13 protein-coding genes and 1 pseudogene are annotated in these 14532 nt (G+C 72.2%); 2 read left to right on the top strand and 12 right to left on the bottom strand.

The features are described from left to right. Window positions 1-37: 37 nt before the first annotated feature. Window positions 38-454: a hypothetical protein gene (locus ACTMTJ_RS06055; protein WP_441215082.1), complete on the top strand. Its 417-nt coding sequence runs from the start codon at window positions 38-40 to the stop codon at window positions 452-454. A 90-nt stretch (window positions 455-544) separates the two neighbouring features. On the opposite strand, the gene ACTMTJ_RS06050 is transcribed toward ACTMTJ_RS06055, so the two are convergent. The 10 genes and pseudogenes from ACTMTJ_RS06050 to hisD form a co-directional block, all read right to left on the bottom strand. Continuing rightward, entirely contained in the window at window positions 545-2020 is a 1476-nt protein-coding gene (locus ACTMTJ_RS06050) for a multicopper oxidase family protein (protein ID WP_441215081.1), read from the bottom strand. Beyond that, the gene (locus tag ACTMTJ_RS06045) at window positions 2017-2739 is read right to left on the bottom strand and encodes a DJ-1/PfpI family protein (protein WP_441215080.1); all 723 of its coding nucleotides are present in this window, start codon (window positions 2737-2739) and stop codon (window positions 2017-2019) included. The genes ACTMTJ_RS06050 and ACTMTJ_RS06045 overlap by 4 nt, the downstream gene beginning before the upstream one ends. Before the next feature lie 238 nt (window positions 2740-2977). Beyond that, window positions 2978-3739, bottom strand: coding sequence for an imidazole glycerol phosphate synthase subunit HisF (gene hisF, locus ACTMTJ_RS06040; protein ID WP_441215079.1), 762 nt, complete (start codon window positions 3737-3739; stop codon window positions 2978-2980). Next, the gene (gene priA / locus ACTMTJ_RS06035) at window positions 3736-4455 is read right to left on the bottom strand and encodes a bifunctional 1-(5-phosphoribosyl)-5-((5-phosphoribosylamino)methylideneamino)imidazole-4-carboxamide isomerase/phosphoribosylanthranilate isomerase PriA (protein ID WP_441215078.1); all 720 of its coding nucleotides are present in this window, start codon (window positions 4453-4455) and stop codon (window positions 3736-3738) included. Before priA ends, hisF begins: the two co-directional genes overlap by 4 nt. Before the next feature lie 17 nt (window positions 4456-4472). Then, entirely contained in the window at window positions 4473-4790 is a 318-nt protein-coding gene (locus ACTMTJ_RS06030) for a hypothetical protein (protein WP_441215076.1), read from the bottom strand. A 79-nt stretch (window positions 4791-4869) separates the two neighbouring features. After that, window positions 4870-5499: pseudogene (gene hisH / locus ACTMTJ_RS06025) on the bottom strand (imidazole glycerol phosphate synthase subunit HisH); the annotation flags it as partial. A 1-nt stretch (window position 5500) separates the two neighbouring features. Beyond that, complete coding sequence (locus tag ACTMTJ_RS06020) at window positions 5501-5671, bottom strand: hypothetical protein (protein ID WP_441215075.1); 171 nt, start codon at window positions 5669-5671, stop codon at window positions 5501-5503. Then, the gene (hisB, locus tag ACTMTJ_RS06015) at window positions 5668-6279 is read right to left on the bottom strand and encodes an imidazoleglycerol-phosphate dehydratase HisB (RefSeq protein WP_441215073.1); all 612 of its coding nucleotides are present in this window, start codon (window positions 6277-6279) and stop codon (window positions 5668-5670) included. Before hisB ends, ACTMTJ_RS06020 begins: the two co-directional genes overlap by 4 nt. Then, a complete protein-coding gene (locus ACTMTJ_RS06010; RefSeq protein WP_441215072.1) occupies window positions 6276-7337 on the bottom strand; it encodes a histidinol-phosphate transaminase in 1062 nt (353 codons plus the stop codon). Before ACTMTJ_RS06010 ends, hisB begins: the two co-directional genes overlap by 4 nt. Further along, complete coding sequence (gene hisD / locus ACTMTJ_RS06005; protein WP_441215071.1) at window positions 7334-8626, bottom strand: histidinol dehydrogenase; 1293 nt, start codon at window positions 8624-8626, stop codon at window positions 7334-7336. Before hisD ends, ACTMTJ_RS06010 begins: the two co-directional genes overlap by 4 nt. An 87-nt stretch (window positions 8627-8713) precedes the next feature. On the opposite strand from hisD, the gene ACTMTJ_RS06000 reads away from it, so the two are divergent. Continuing rightward, a complete protein-coding gene (locus tag ACTMTJ_RS06000) occupies window positions 8714-9439 on the top strand; it encodes an LON peptidase substrate-binding domain-containing protein (protein WP_441215070.1) in 726 nt (241 codons plus the stop codon). Between the two features lie 701 nt (window positions 9440-10140). On the opposite strand, the gene ACTMTJ_RS05995 is transcribed toward ACTMTJ_RS06000, so the two are convergent. Continuing rightward, a complete protein-coding gene (locus ACTMTJ_RS05995) occupies window positions 10141-10929 on the bottom strand; it encodes a DUF2567 domain-containing protein (RefSeq protein ID WP_441215068.1) in 789 nt (262 codons plus the stop codon). 37 nt (window positions 10930-10966) lie between these two features. After that, window positions 10967-14506, bottom strand: coding sequence for a DNA polymerase III subunit alpha (gene dnaE, locus ACTMTJ_RS05990; protein ID WP_441215067.1), 3540 nt, complete (start codon window positions 14504-14506; stop codon window positions 10967-10969). Window positions 14507-14532: the final 26 nt, after the last annotated feature.

The following is a 14532-nucleotide window of genomic DNA, read 5'->3' as shown; positions in this document are numbered from 1 at the left end:
CTTCCGGGAGGCGGGCCCACCAAGGCAAGATGTCGCCATGGCGGAGGCGGGTTGGGATAGGAGCGACGCTTGGATCTTCGTCTCGGTGGTCATCGGCGGCGGCTCCGGCCGGCACCTGAGGTCACCCAACACGCGCCGGCCCGAAGGCGTCCCGCTGGCCGGGCTGCTCGCCACCGCTGAGCATTTGCAGGATGCAATCCCCGCCCGCGACGAGGTGGAGAGCGCGATCCAGCGCTTGTGCGGCGCCGACCTGGTCACCGTCCAGGATGGCTTCTTCCGCCTGACGGCCACCGGCGAGACACTCTGGCGCACGCGTCCGCGGTCGGGCCTCTCCAGCACCGTCGACACCATGCACGGCATCCTGACCCGGAGCCGCCCACCCGGCCCAAGCGCCACCTGGACCCTGACCGAGCCCGACTACGCGGCGGCGGTGCGCGCGGCCTTCGCCCCCTGACCGACCACTCAGTCAGCCGCGGCTTTTGGCGGCACTCGCCGGTCAGCCAGCCGCGGCTTCGCGGCTGGGACCGGTCAGCCGCGGCGGCGGTCAGCCGGCTACGGCGTCGCGGGTGACCTCGAAGCTGAACATCATGCCGCCCTGCATGTGTTCGGCGATGTGGCAGTGGGCCATCCAGAGCCCGGGGTTGGTCACGTCGAGGAGGATGTCGACGACCTCCCCGGTGCGTATCAGCACGGTGTCCTTCCAGACGAGGTTGGGCTCGACCTCCCCGTCGCGCGTGAGCACCAGGAAACGGCCGGCGCCGTGGATGTGGAACGGGTGGTGCATGGGATGGTCGGAGTCCATCTCGTTCACCAGTCGGATCTTGACTCGCTCACCCACGGTGAAACGCCAGTCGATCTCGGCGTTGGCAGCGCCGGTGCCGCGGTCGACGATCCGCCACCGCATGTTGGCCGTGGTGGTCTGCCGGTTGACGTCCACCATCTCGTCTTCCCACTCGATGCCGCCGCCGTCGCCGTGACCGTGGTGATGGTGATGATGGTGATGGCCCTGGCCGTCCATCTCGGCGACGAGCGCCAGGGTCTTGTCCGGCGGGGCGGCGATCCACCGGGCGAGCCGCTGCCGCTCGGCGCGCAGCTCCGGGGCTTCGCGCGGCACCGCGAAACGCGCGGCGACCGACGGCGCCGCCGGCCGCTCACCCACCTTCACGGCGGCGAGGCGGTGCACCCGGCCCGGCGTGTGGTGCTCCAACGCCAGCTCGCCCGGCCGGTCCAGGAGGACGTCGACGACCGCCCGCTCGGACGGCGCCAGCAGCACCTCGTCGACCAGCTCGGCGCGTTCCATCCGGCCGCTGTCGCCGCCGACAAGCTTCATCCAGGCCCCCGGCAGGCGGACGTTGAACACCCGGGTGTTGGCCGTGTTCGTGAGCCACAGCCGCACCACGTCGCCGGCGCCGGCGGTCAGCTGGAGGTCGGTCTGTCCCGCCACCAGGAGCACGGTGCCGTAGCGCCCCATGGCCACGTGCGTGATCTCGGTGGTGCTGAACGGGGCGATCGCGCCGTCCTCGACGAGCAGGTCGTCGAGCGTGAGGACGAACTCCCGGTCGACCGGCGGCCAGTAATCGGGCTCGGCGGGCACCACCAGGATGTTGCCGTACAGGCCCAGCTCCTGGGTGTAGTCCTCGCGGATGTGCGGGTGGTACCAGTACAGGCCGGGGTCGGGAAACTGGATCCGGTAGCTGAAGCCGCCGCCCACCGGGATGGGCGCCTGTGTCTCGTGCGGCACGCCGTCGTACCTGTTGTCCAGGCGCAGGCCGTGCCAGTGGACGGTGGTGTCCAGGTCGCCGCGGTTGGTGACGTCGACCTGGATCTCGGCGCCCTGCGGCACCTTGAGGGTCGGGCCGGGGATCGAGCCGTTGTAGCCGAGCATGCGCACGGTGGCGTCGCCGAGCCGCTTGGCCACCGGACCGATCCGCAGGTCGAAGGTGTCGCCGTGAGCCAGCTCCAGCAACGCCGGCCCGGTCGCCTCCGGCAGCCCCGCCGGGTCGGTGGGAAATCCCGTCATGACACACCCCGCCGTTCGCGAAACTTGGTGAGTACCCGCCGCCAGGCGACCGTGGCCACCGCGCGGGCCTCGGACGGATTGACCGCGACCCTCCTGCCGAGCGCCTTGGCGTTGCCTAGGACGGCCGCGCTCGCCTTGCTCGGGTGGCCGGCGTCGAAGGGCGGATCCGGGTCGTACTCGATGTACAGCTGGATCGTCTCCGCGTGCTCCCGGCCGGCGATCTCCCCGGCGAGCCACAGGCCGAGGTCGATGCCGGCGGAGACGCCCGCGGCGGTGACCACCTTGCCGGCCCGCACGATCCGCTCCCCCGGACGCGGCTCGGCGCCCATGGCCGCCAAGGCGCGGACGACGTTCCAGTGGGTCGTGGCTGGCTGCCCGTCGAGGATGCCGGCGGCGGCGAGGATCAGCGCGCCGGTGCAGACCGACGTCGTCCACTGTGTGGTCTCGTGTACCTGCCGCAGCCAGTCGCCCAGCGCGGTGTCGGCCATCGTCGTCGCGGTTCGCGGGCCGGACCCGGGGACGAGCACGACGTCCGGTCGGGGCGTCTCGGCGTAGCCGTGGGTGGCGCCGAGGAAGAGCACACCGCTGTCGGCGACGACCGGCCCGGGCTCCGCCGCGACGAACCGTACCTCGGCGTCGGGCAGCAGCCGCAGCACCTCGTAGGGCCCGATGGCGTCCAGTGCCGTCAGGCCCGGGTAGAGCACGATCGCGATCTGCATGAACGGATCAGTACCACGGCCGTGCTTCAATCCGGCTTCACCGCTGCCGGGCCGGCTCGGACCGGGCCCGGCCCGGGTCCGCTCGGGCCACGCCGGCTCGGGCCGGCTCGGGCCGCGCCGGGCCGGCCGCTGGGCCACGGGTCAACGGCCGGGCCGGGCCACGCCGGGCCGGGCCACGCCGGGCCGGGCCACGCCGGGCCGGGCCACGCCGGGCCGGGTCATGGCGCTGAGCCGCGGGTCAGCGCACGGGGTTGCCGGCCTCGCGCAGGGTCTCCTTCACCTCGCCGATCGTCAGCTCGCCGAAGTGGAACACGCTGGCCGCCAGTACCGCGTCGGCGCCGGCCTCGACCGCGGGCGGGAAGTGGGCGCGCTCGCCGGCGCCGCCGCTGGCGATGACCGGGATCTCGACGACCTCGCGGACCGCGCGGATGAGCGGCAGGTCGAAGCCGGCCTTGGTGCCGTCGGCGTCCATCGAGTTGAGCAGGATCTCGCCGGCGCCGAGCTCGGCGCCGCGCCGCGCCCAGTCGACCGCGTCGATGCCGGTGCCGCGCCGGCCGCCGTGGGTGGTGACCTCGTAGCCGCTCGGCGTGTCGGGTGTGGCGCGCACGTCGAGCGAGAGCACCAGCACCTGGTTGCCGAACCGGTCGGCGATCTCCGCTATGAGTGAAGGGCGGGCGATCGCCGCGGTGTTGACGCCCACCTTGTCGGCGCCGGCGCGGAGCAGAGTGTCCACATTGTCCACCGAGCGGACTCCCCCGCCGACGGTGAGCGGGATGAAGACGGACTCGGCGGTGCGCCGCACCACGTCGAGCATCGTGCCGCGGTCGTCGGACGAGGCGGTCACGTCGAGGAACGTCAGCTCGTCGGCGCCGGCCGCGTCGTAGGCGGCGGCCAGCTCGACCGGGTCGCCCGCGTCGCGCAGGTCGACGAAGTTGACGCCCTTGACCACCCGGCCGGCGTCCACGTCGAGGCAGGGAATCACCCGCACGGCCACGCTCATGCCAGTGCCGCCAGCGCCTCCGGCACCGTGAACGCCCCCGCGTACAGCGCCTTGCCGACGATGACACCCTCGACGCCTTCGGACTCCAGGCCGGCGAGCGCGCGCAGGTCGTCCAGTGTGGACACACCACCGCTGGCGATGACCGGGCGGTCGGTGCGGGCGCAGACCTCGCGGAGCAGGTCGAGGTTGGGGCCGGTGAGCGTGCCGTCGCGGTGCACGTCGGTGAGCACGTACCGCTGGCAGCCGGCCTTCTCCAGCCGTTCCAGCACCTCGAAGAGGTCGCCGCCGTCCTTGGTCCACCCGCGCGCCGAGAGGGTGTGGCCGCGGACGTCGAGCCCTATGGCGACCCGCTCGCCGTACTCGGACACGACCCGGTCGCACCACTCAGGGTTTTCCAGCGCGGCGGTGCCGATGTTGACCCGGGCAGCGCCGGTGTCGAGCGCGCGGCGCAGCGACTCGTCGTCGCGGATGCCACCGGACAGCTCCACGTCGACGTCGAGCCGGCCCACGACCTCCGCCAGCTGCTCCGCGTTGGAGCCCCGGCCGAACGCGGCGTCCAGGTCGACGAGGTGGACCCACGAGGCGCCGTCGCGCTGCCAGGCGAGGGCGGCGTCGAGCGGGTCGCCGTAGACGGTCTCGCTGCCGGCGGCGCCCTGCACGAGACGGACGGCCTGGCCGCCCGCGACGTCGACGGCGGGGAGGAGGACAAGGCTCACGGAGGCTCCAAAAACGATCAGGTACGGCGGCCGAGCGCGATCACCACGACGGCCGGGAGGACGAGCATAAGCAGGACGATCAGCACCAGGCGCAGGCCGAGCGGATCGACGAGGAACCAGGTGGCGGCGATCAGCACCGCGGAGACCGCCACGATGCCGGCCCGCTGCGCCCGGCTGCGGCGGGCGAGCAGGGTGCCGGTGCGGCGGCGGCGCGGCAGGGTGGGCTTGAGGCGGCGCAGCGCGTCACGGCGCTGGCGCCGGCGAGCGGCCTTCGCCTTTTCCCGGGCCGCGAGCGCCTCCCGCTCGGCCCGGCGTCTGGCCCGCTCCTTAGACACCGCCAGACACCCCGGGCACCCCGGGCGCCGACGCGACACCACCCGACACCCCGGGCGCCCCCGGCGCCGACGCGACACCACCCGACACCCCGGACGCGACACCGGCGAGCGTCCCGACCCAGTTGCGCAGCAGCGCCGCACCGGCGTCGCCGGACTTTTCCGGGTGGAACTGGGTCGCCGACAGCGAGCCCCGCTCGACCGCCGCCACGAACGGCACGTCGTGCGTGCACGTGGTCACGCCCGGACCCGAGCCGAAAGCCGCGTACGAGTGGACGAAGTAGAACCGCGTGCCCGGCGCCATCCCGGCGAAGAGCACCGAGCCGGCGGCCGGCTCGACAGTGTTCCACCCCATGTGCGGCACGCGCTCGGCGGGCAGCCGGGTCACGCCGCCGGGGATCAGGCCGATGCCTTGGGTGACGGTGCCGTGCTCGTCGCCGTACTCGAAGAGGATCTGGGCGCCGACGCAGATGCCGAGCACCGGACGCCCGGCGGCGACCCGCTCGGCGATGACCGGCCCGGCGCCCAGCTTGTCGACGCCGGCCATGCACGCCGCGAACGCACCGACACCCGGCACGACGAGGCCGTCCGCGGCGGCGGCCGCGTCGAGGTCGGGCGTGACCGTCACGTCGCCGCCAGCCCGCGCCAGGGCCCGCTCGGCGGAGCGCAGGTTGCCCGAGCCGTAGTCGAGGACCACCACGCTGGGCGCCATGTCAGCCCTCCCCCGGCATCAGCCACAACAGGCCACCGCCGGCCGCGAGCGCGGCGAGCACCGCGACGACGCCGACCGCGGCCCGCGCGGCACCCTGCTTGTGCAAAGACCATGCGCCACCGGCCAGCACGCCGGCGAGTGCGAACAGGGCGACCGGGGCGACGGAGCTCACAGCGTCCCCTTGGTGCTCGGCACCGCACCCGCCGCACGCGGGTCGATCGAGGTCGCCTCGCGCAGGGCCCTCGCCACCGCCTTGAACTGGCCCTCGACCACGTGGTGCGCGTCGGGGTGGCCGCCGGGGCGGGCGGCCCGCAGCACGGTCACGTGCAGCGTCACCTTCGCCGCCTGGCCGAACGACTCCCACACGTGGCGGGTCATGCTCGTCGGGTAGACCGGCCCGATGTACGGGGCGAGGGCGGGCTCGTCGTGCACCACGTACGGCCGGCCGGACAGGTCGACCGCGGCCTGCACGAGCACCTCGTCCATGGGGACGACGGCCGAGCCGTACCGCCGGATGCCCGCCTTGTCGCCGAGCGCCTCCGCGAACGCCGCGCCCAGCGCGAGCGCGGTGTCCTCCATCGTGTGATGCGCGTCGATCTCCAGGTCGCCGACGGTGTTGACGGTCAGGTCGAAGCCGCCGTGCCGCGCGATCTGGTTGAGCATGTGGTCGTAGAAGCCGACCCCGGTGCTGATCTCGCCCTTGCCGCTGCCGTCGAGGTCGATCTCGACGAGCACCTTGGTCTCTTTGGTGATCCGCTCGATGCGGGCGGTGCGACTCAAGGAAGGACCTCCACTGACGAAAGGAAGGCGTCCGTCTCCGCGGGCGTCCCAGCGGTCACGCGCAGCCAGCCGGGCAGGCCGACATCGCGCACGAGCACACCACGGTCGAGCAGCTCACGCCATGCCTTTTTCTGGTCGCCACCGGTGGAGTACAAGACGAAATTGGCGTCGCTGTCGGCGACCCGGAAGCCGCGCGACCGGAGCGTGGTGACGATGCGGTCGCGCTGCTCTTTGATCGCCTCGACGGTGGCCAGCAGCGCGCCGCGGTGGGCGAGCGCCGCGCGGGCGGCGGCCTGGGTGAGCGAGGAGAGATGGTACGGCAGGCGCACGAGCTGCACCGCGTCGACCACCTCGGGGTCGGCCGCGAGGTAGCCCAGCCGCCCGCCGGCGAACCCGAACGCCTTGCTCATCGTGCGGGTCACCACGAGCCGCGGGTGGCCGGGCAGCACGCTCAGCGCGCTCGGGGTGCCGGGCCGGGCGAACTCCGCGTACGCCTCGTCGACCACCACCATCCCGCGCGCCGCGTCGAGCACAGCGGTGACCACGGCCGGGTCGAGGGCGGTGCCGGTAGGGTTGTTGGGCGAGCAGAGGAACACGATGTCGGGGCGGTGGCGCTCGACCTGCTCGACCGCGTGGGCCGCGCTGAGCCCGAAGTCTTCGGCCCGGTAGCCGTCGACCCAGGCCGTGCCGGTGCCCTTGGCGAGGAGCGGATGCATCGAGTAGGCCGGGGTGAAGCCGAGCGCGGTGCGCCCCGGGCCGGCGAAGACCTGGAGCAGCTGCTGCTGGATCTCGTTGGACCCGTTGGCGGCCCAGACCCGCTCGCCGGTGAGCCCGTGCCCCAGGTAGGCGGCGAGGTCGGCCCGCAGCGCGACCGCGTCGCGGTCGGGGTAGCGGTTGAGGTCGCGCAGCTCGGCCTGGAGCGCCTTGCCGATCGCCTCGACCACCGCGTCGGGCACGGGGTACGAGTTTTCGTTGGTGTTGAGCCGGACCGGCACGTCGAGCTGAGGCGCGCCATAAGGCGTGAGCCCGCGCAGGTCGTCGCGGATGGGGAGACTCACCTGAACCGCGCCTCCACCGCTTGGCCGTGCGCCGGCAGGTCTTCGACGTTGGCGAGCGTGACCACCTTGCCGGCCACGTCGCGCAGGGCCGCCTCGCCGTACTCGATCACGTGGATGCCGCGTAGGAACGACTGCACCGACAGCCCCGAGGAGTGGCGTGCGCAGCCGCCGGTGGGGAGCACGTGGTTGGACCCGGCGAGGTAGTCGCCGAGCGACACCGGTGACCACGCGCCGACGAAGACCGCGCCGGCGTTGCGGACGCGGAGCGCCCAGGCCCGCGCGTCGACGGTCTGGACCTCCAGGTGCTCGGCCGCGTAGGCGTCCACCACGCGCAGGCCCTGCTCCAGGTCGTCGACGAGCACGGCGCCCGACTGCGGACCGGTCAGCGCCTCGGTGATGCGGCCGGCGTGCTTGGTGGCGGCCACCTGGCGAGTCAGCTCGACCTCGACCGCCTCGACCAGCGCCGCGGAGGGCGTGACGAGCACGCTCGCGGCGAGCGGGTCGTGCTCGGCCTGGCTGATCAGGTCGGCGGCCACGTGCACCGGGTCGGCGGTGTCGTCGGCGAGGATCGCGATCTCGGTCGGGCCGGCCTCGGCGTCGATGCCCACCACCCCGCGGAGCAGCCGCTTGGCCGCGGTGACCCAGATATTGCCCGGCCCGGTGATCATGTCGACCGGCTCGCAGTGGCCCTCCACGCCATACGCCAGCATGGCGATGGCCTGGGCGCCGCCGACCGAGTAGACCTCGTCGACGCCGAGCAGCGCGCACGCGGCGAGCACCCGCGCGTCGGGCAGCCCGCCGTTGTCGACCTGGGGCGGGCTGGTGATCACCAGGCCCTCGACGCCGGCGACCTGGGCGGGCACGACGTTCATGACCACGGTCGACGGGTACATCGCGAGGCCACCCGGCACATACAGCCCCACGCGGCTCACCGGCACCCACCGCTCGGTGACCGTGCCGCCCGGCACCACCTGCGTGGTCACGTCGGCGCGCCGCTGGTCGGTGTGCACCTTGCGGGCCCGGGTGATCGCCTCGGTCAGCGCGGCCCGCACCTCGGGGTCGAGATGGGCTGCCGCGGCCTCGATCGCCTCGGCCGGCACCCGAAGCCGCTCCAGCCGCACCCCGTCGAAGCGCTCGGTCGCCTCCCGGACCGCGGCGAACCCATGCTCGCGCACCGCCTCCACGACCGGGCGGATCGTCTCCACCGCGGCGGAGACGTCGAGCTGGGCACGGGGCAGCAGGCCGCGCGGGTCGGTGGCACCGCCGCGCAGGTCGATCCGGTTGAGCACGTACCGAGTCTATGCGGCGGTTTGTGGCACCCCGGCGCGCCCGTCCGGCCGGTCCAGGCCTTGAGATTCCTCCGTTAGGCTTTCTGGATGAGTCCGCGGCTGCCGGTCTTTCCGTTGGGCACTGTGCTCTTCCCCGGTCTCGTCCTTCCCCTGCACATCTTCGAGGAGCGCTACCGCGAGCTGGTGCGCCACCTTGTCGCGCTGCCCGACGGCACGCCCCGCGAGTTCGGCGTGGTGGCGATCCGCCGCGGGTGGGAGGCCCCGCTCTCCACCGCCCCCGGCGCGAGCGCGCCGGCCGCCGACGTGAGCCTGCACGAGGTGGGGTGCACGGCGGAGCTGCGCCAGGTGACCGAGCTGCCCGACGGGCGGTTCGACATCGTCACCGTCGGCCGCCGCCGCTTCCGCCTCACCGACGTCGACAGCGACTCCCAGCCCTACCTGACCGGCGAGGTCGAGTGGCTTCCCGAGCCGGGCGGGCAGGAAGACCTCGCCGACCTGCTGGCCCCGCGGGTGCTGTCGGTGTTCCGGCGCTACCTGCGCCTGATGCGCGCCGACGGCGACACCGACGACACTGTCGACCTGGCCGAGGTCAGCGAGCAGCTGCCCGAAGACCCCACCGTCCTGTCCCACCTCGTCGCCGCCACGGCCGCGCTCACCGTCGAAGACCGCCAGCGCCTGCTGGCGGCCGACGACACGGCCGCCCGCCTCCGCTCCGAGCTGCGCCTCCTCAACAGGGAGGCCGCCCTGCTCGGCCGCGTGCGGGCCGTGCCCGTCCCCTTGGCCGAGCTGGCCGTCCCGATCAGCGCCAACTAGAGCTTCGGGGTCGGCGGCGCTGTCCGTCGTGGCGGTGCTTCGAGGCAGATTTTCCCAGGTCCGCGTCAGCTGCGGACCGCATGCTCCCGCGGGCACCGCTCCCGGCCGGCGGCTCGCGGGGCGAGCCGAAACCCCCGGCCGTCCACTGCCAGCTCCGCGGGACAAGCCCCCACCACCGCCAGCATCCTGACGCAGCGTCACCAGCCCGGGGGCCGGGCTTCGAGATCTTGGGGGCAAGGCTTCGCAAGCCCGGTGCCCACCACGCTTCGGTGATCGTTAGCCCAAAACCCGCGTCCGTGCCCGCGTGTCACACGGGTTTCGGGCTAACGATCACCGCGCCGTCCAAATCCTGAGCCGATCGTCCCGTCACCTGGGAGACGCGGGGCCGCGGCGGGCGCAACGATCAGACGGCGGCTGGCGGGCCACGGCCACCAAGAACGCGAACAAGGGCCAGGCGGCCCCGTCCGGAGCCCGAGGCCCCGCCGGAGGCGCACTAACCGCAACCACCAACAACCCGACAGGAGCGAACTCCGAAAGTCGAGGCGCCCTAACTCACCGAGATCTCGCCTCGTGCGCCGCACACACCGTCAGCGTGACCAGCGGCGGACGGGTGAGGCCGCGGGAGCAACGGCATGGACCACGGCGGACGTCGCGGTAGCCCATATCTTGATCTTGGGTTGGATCTTCGCGGTCGGCGGACCTCAGCTGGGTGGCGCGGCGGGGCCGTGCGGTGGGGAGGCCCAGGGGCCGGCGCCGGGCATCGGGTCCTTCGCCGGGCCGTCGATGCCCATGCCGTTGAGCGGCTGGGGGCGCCAGTCGGGGCCCGCCGGCAGGCGCGGCACGTCCGGCGGAGGCTGCCAGGCGTGGTCGGCCACCAGCTCCGGGGCGGCCTCCAGCGCGAGGGGCGCCGCCGGCTCGGGCTCGGGCACCAGCGAGGGGTAGCGGGACCAGCCGGCCAGCAGCGTGTACATGACCACGGCACCGAACGCCGGCAGCAGGACGTCGCCCTGGAGCGTCGGGACGAACCCCCACAACCACTCGAACCCGCCGGCCCGCAGCTCGGCCGGCTGGCTGAGCGGGGTGCCGACCGGCGCGCTCGCGGCCAGCCGCTCGAAGTCGCCGTGCGCGAGCGTGCCCACCCACCAGGCGACGAGCGCCGCGCCGACGGTGCCCACCGTCAGGCCGAGCAGCAGGACCGGGCCGCGGTGGCGGCGCAGCAGCGCCCAGACCACGATGGCCGCGAGGATGCCGAAGCCCAGCCCGAGCAGCGTGAACCACCCGTCCGCGGCCACGAACTCCTCCGGCTGCGGGTCGGTCAGGCGGGCGCCGCCCTCGGTCTTGATCAGGGGCACGTCGGGGGCCAGCGCCGTCCACAGCCAGCCGAGCGGCGCGCCGAGAGCGGCCAGAACGAGCGCCAGAACGAGGCCGACCAGCGCCGTGGGCCACCCCTTGCGCTTCGGCTCGGGCCGCCCATTCGGATGCTCGCTCACGGCCCGATCCTCTCAGGCCCGAGCGGCCACCGGCACATCAGCCCGCGACCGCGGCGGGGCCGAGGAGTGCCTTGAGGTCGGCCATCAGCGCGGTGGTCGGCGCGACCCGGGTGGGGCCGAGCCGCAGCAGCGTGGCGCGTGAGCCGTTGACGAGCTTGACGTGCACCTCGGCCTTGCCCGGGTGGCTGCTCAACACCTCGCGCAGGCGCTCGACCATCGGCGGCGTGCACCGCGACGGCGGCAGCGCCAGCACGACCGGCTTGATCTCGTCGGCCGCGGTGATGTCGGGCAGTGACATGTCCATGGCCATCAGCCGCGGCTGGTCGTCGCGCCGGTCGACCCGGCCCTTCACCACGACGATCGCGTCCTCGGCGATGTACTGCCCGACGATCTCGTACGTGTTGGGGAAGAACAGCACCTCGACGGCGCCGCCCAGGTCTTCCAGCGTGGCCGAGGCCCAGGCCCGCCCCTGCTTGGTGATGCGCCGCTGCACGCCGGAGAGGATGCCGGCGAGGGTGACCACCGCGCCGTCGCCGACCGAGCCCTCCTCGGCGAGCGCGGAGATGGACATGTCGGCGGCGGCGCTGAGCACGTGCTCGACGCCGAAGAGCGGGTGGTCGGAGACGTAGAGGCCGAGCATCTCGCGCTCGAACGTGAGCAGGTCGCCCTTGTCCCACTCGCCGGCCGGGATCTGCGGTGTGACCACCATGCCGCCGCCGGCCGCGTCGTCACCGCCGCCGAACGCGTCGCCGAAGAGGTCGTACTGCCCGATCGCCTCGTTTTTCTTGATGTCGAGGAACGAGTCGATCGCGTCGGCGTGCACCGCGAGCAGGCCCTTGCGCGGGTGGCCCATCGAGTCGAACGCGCCCGCCTTGATCAGCGATTCGATGGTCTTCTTGTTGCAGGCCACGGCGTCGACCTTGCGCAGGAAGTCGTAGAAGTCGGTGTACGCGCCCTTTTCCTTGCGGCACCGCATGATCGCCTCGACCACGTTGGTGCCGACGTTGCGCACCGCGGCCAGGCCGAAGCGGATGTCCTCCCCCACGGCGGCGAACCGGGCCATCGACTCGTTGACGTCGGGCGGCAGCACCTTGATGCCCATGCGCCGGCACTCGGCCAGGTAGACCGCGGACTTGTCCTTGTCGTCGCCGACGCTCGTGAGCAAGCCGCTCATGTACTCGGCGGGGTAGTTGGCCTTGAGGTAGGCGGTCCAGTAGGACACCACGCCGTACGCCGCGGAGTGTGCCTTGTTGAACGCGTAGTCGGAGAACGGGACGAGGATGTCCCACAGCGTCTTGATCGCCGCGTCGGAGTAGCCGTTGTCCTTCATGCCGGCGGCGAAGGGCGCGAACTCCTTGTCGAGGATCTCCTTCTTCTTCTTGCCCATCGCGCGGCGCAGCAGGTCTGCTTTGCCGAGCGTGTAGCCGGCCACCTTCTGCGCGATCGCCATGACCTGCTCCTGGTAGACGATCAGCCCGTAGGTGTCGCCCAGGATGTCTTTCAGCGAGTCGGCCAGCTCGGGGTGGATCGGCACGACCGGCTTGCGGTTGTTCTTACGGTCGGCGTAGTCGTTGTGCGCGTTGGCGCCCATCGGGCCGGGGCGGTAGAGCGCGCCCACGGCGGAGATGTCTTCGAAGTTGTCCGGGACCATCGAGCGCAGCAGCGCCCGCATCGGCCCGCCGTCGAACTGGAAGACGCCGAGCGTGTCGCCGCGGGCGAGCAGCTCGTAGGTCGGCTTGTCGTCGAGCGGCAGGTCTTCGAGCACCAGGTCGATGCCGCGGTTGTCACGGATCGCGTCGAGGCAATCATCGAGGATCGTGAGGTTTCGCAGGCCCAGGAAGTCCATCTTGAGCAGGCCGATGGACTCGCAGGCGCCCATGTCCCACTGGGTGATGATCGCGCCGTCCTGCTCGCGCTTGTGGATCGGCAGCACGTCGACGAGCGGGTCGCGGGAAAGGATCACGCCGGCCGCGTGCACGCCCCACTGCCGCTTGAGCCCTTCGAGGCCCTTGGCGGTGTCGACGATCTTTTGCACCTCGGCGTCGCCGTCGTAGAGCTGGCGGAACTCGACCGCCTCGGGGTAGCGCGGGTGGCTGGAGTCGAAGATGCCGCCGAGCGGGATGTCCTTGCCCATCACCGCCGGCGGCATCGCCTTGGTGATCTTGTCGCCCATCGCGAACGGGTAACCGAGCACCCGGGCCGCGTCCTTGATCGCGGCCTTCGCCTTGATCGTGCCGTACGTGATGATCTGCGCGACCCGCTCCTCGCCGTACTTCTCCGTCGCGTACCGGATCATGTCGCCGCGCCGGCGCTCGTCGAAGTCCATGTCGATGTCGGGCATCGAGATGCGGTCGGGGTTGAGGAACCGCTCGAACAGCAGGCCGTGCTGCATCGGGTCGAGCTCGGTGATGCCCAGCGCGTACGCGATGAGCGCGCCCGCCGCCGATCCGCGGCCCGGGCCGACCCGGATGCCCTCACGCTTCGCGTACGCCACGAGGTCGGCGGTCACCAGGAAGTAGCCCGGGAAGCCCATCTTGATGATGACGTCCAGCTCGTACTCCGCCTGGGCGCGCCGGTCGTCGGGCACGCCGCTGGGGAAGCGCCGCTCCAGCCCGCGCATGACCTCCTTGCGCAGGAACGACTCCTCGGTCTCACCCGCCGGCACCGGGAACTGCGGCATGAGGTTACGCGCGGCGAACAGCGCCGAGTAGTCGCCGATCTTTTCGGCGATCTCCAGCGTGTGGTCGCAGGCGCCGGGCACCTCGGCGTCCCACAGCTTGCGCATCTCGGCCGGCGACTTGAGGTAGAAGTCGCGGGCGTCGAACTTGAACCGCTTGGGGTCGGCCATCGTCGAGCCGGACTGCACGCAGAGCAGCACCTCGTGCGCGTCGGCGTCGCGGTCGAACGTGTAGTGCAGGTCGTTGGTGGCGACCGGCTTGAGGTTGAGCCGCTTGCCGAGCCGGATCAGGTCTTCGCGGACGCGGGTCTCGATGTCGAGCCCGTGGTCCATCAGCTCCAGGTAGAAATTGTCCGGGCCGAAGATGTCGCGGAACTCGGCCGCCGACGCGCACGCCTTCTCGAAGTCGCCGATGCGCAGCCAGGTCTGGATCTCGCCGGACGGGCAGCCGGTGGTGGCGATGATGCCCTTGGCGTATCGATGGAGCAGCTCGCGGTCGGCGCGCGGCTTGTAGAAGTAGCCCTCCAGGCTCGAATACGACCCGAGGCGGAAGAGATTTTGCAGGCCGCCGGCGTCGGTGGCGAGCATCGTCATGTGCGTGTAGGCGCCACCGCCGGAGACGTCGTTTTCCCCGCCGTCGGCCCACCGCACGCGGGTGCGATCGCGCCGGTCGGTGCCCGGTGTCAGGTAGGCCTCGAGACCGATGATCGGCTTGACGCCGGCGGCGGTGGCCTGCTTGAAGAAGTCGTAGGCACCGAAGAGGTTGCCGTGGTCGGTCATCGCGAGGGCCGGCATCTCCAGCCGCCTGGCCTCGCTGAAAAGATCCTTGAGCCGCGCGGCGCCGTCGAGCATCGAGTACTCGGTGTGTACGTGAAGATGCACGTAAGACGGCTCCGACACCCTGCCCCCTCCCAATGTCAGTTCGA

It is taken from the genome of Phytohabitans sp. LJ34, from assembly GCF_052068095.1.
Taxonomy (GTDB): domain Bacteria; phylum Actinomycetota; class Actinomycetes; order Mycobacteriales; family Micromonosporaceae; genus Phytohabitans.
The sequence above is the reverse complement of the archived record's forward strand: the minus strand, read 5'-3'. Positions and strand labels throughout refer to the sequence as shown.

Excerpts from the sequence above, each read along its gene's own strand:
- ACTMTJ_RS06055 (WP_441215082.1), top strand. The coding sequence starts at position 38 with ATGGCGGAGGCGGGTTGGGATAGGAGCGACGCTTGGATCTTCGTCTCG.
- ACTMTJ_RS06050 (WP_441215081.1), bottom strand. The coding sequence starts at position 2,020 with ATGACGGGATTTCCCACCGACCCGGCGGGGCTGCCGGAGGCGACCGGG.
- ACTMTJ_RS06045 (WP_441215080.1), bottom strand. The coding sequence starts at position 2,739 with ATGCAGATCGCGATCGTGCTCTACCCGGGCCTGACGGCACTGGACGCC.
- hisF (WP_441215079.1), bottom strand. The coding sequence starts at position 3,739 with ATGAGCGTGGCCGTGCGGGTGATTCCCTGCCTCGACGTGGACGCCGGC.
- ACTMTJ_RS06000 (WP_441215070.1), top strand. The coding sequence starts at position 8,714 with ATGAGTCCGCGGCTGCCGGTCTTTCCGTTGGGCACTGTGCTCTTCCCC.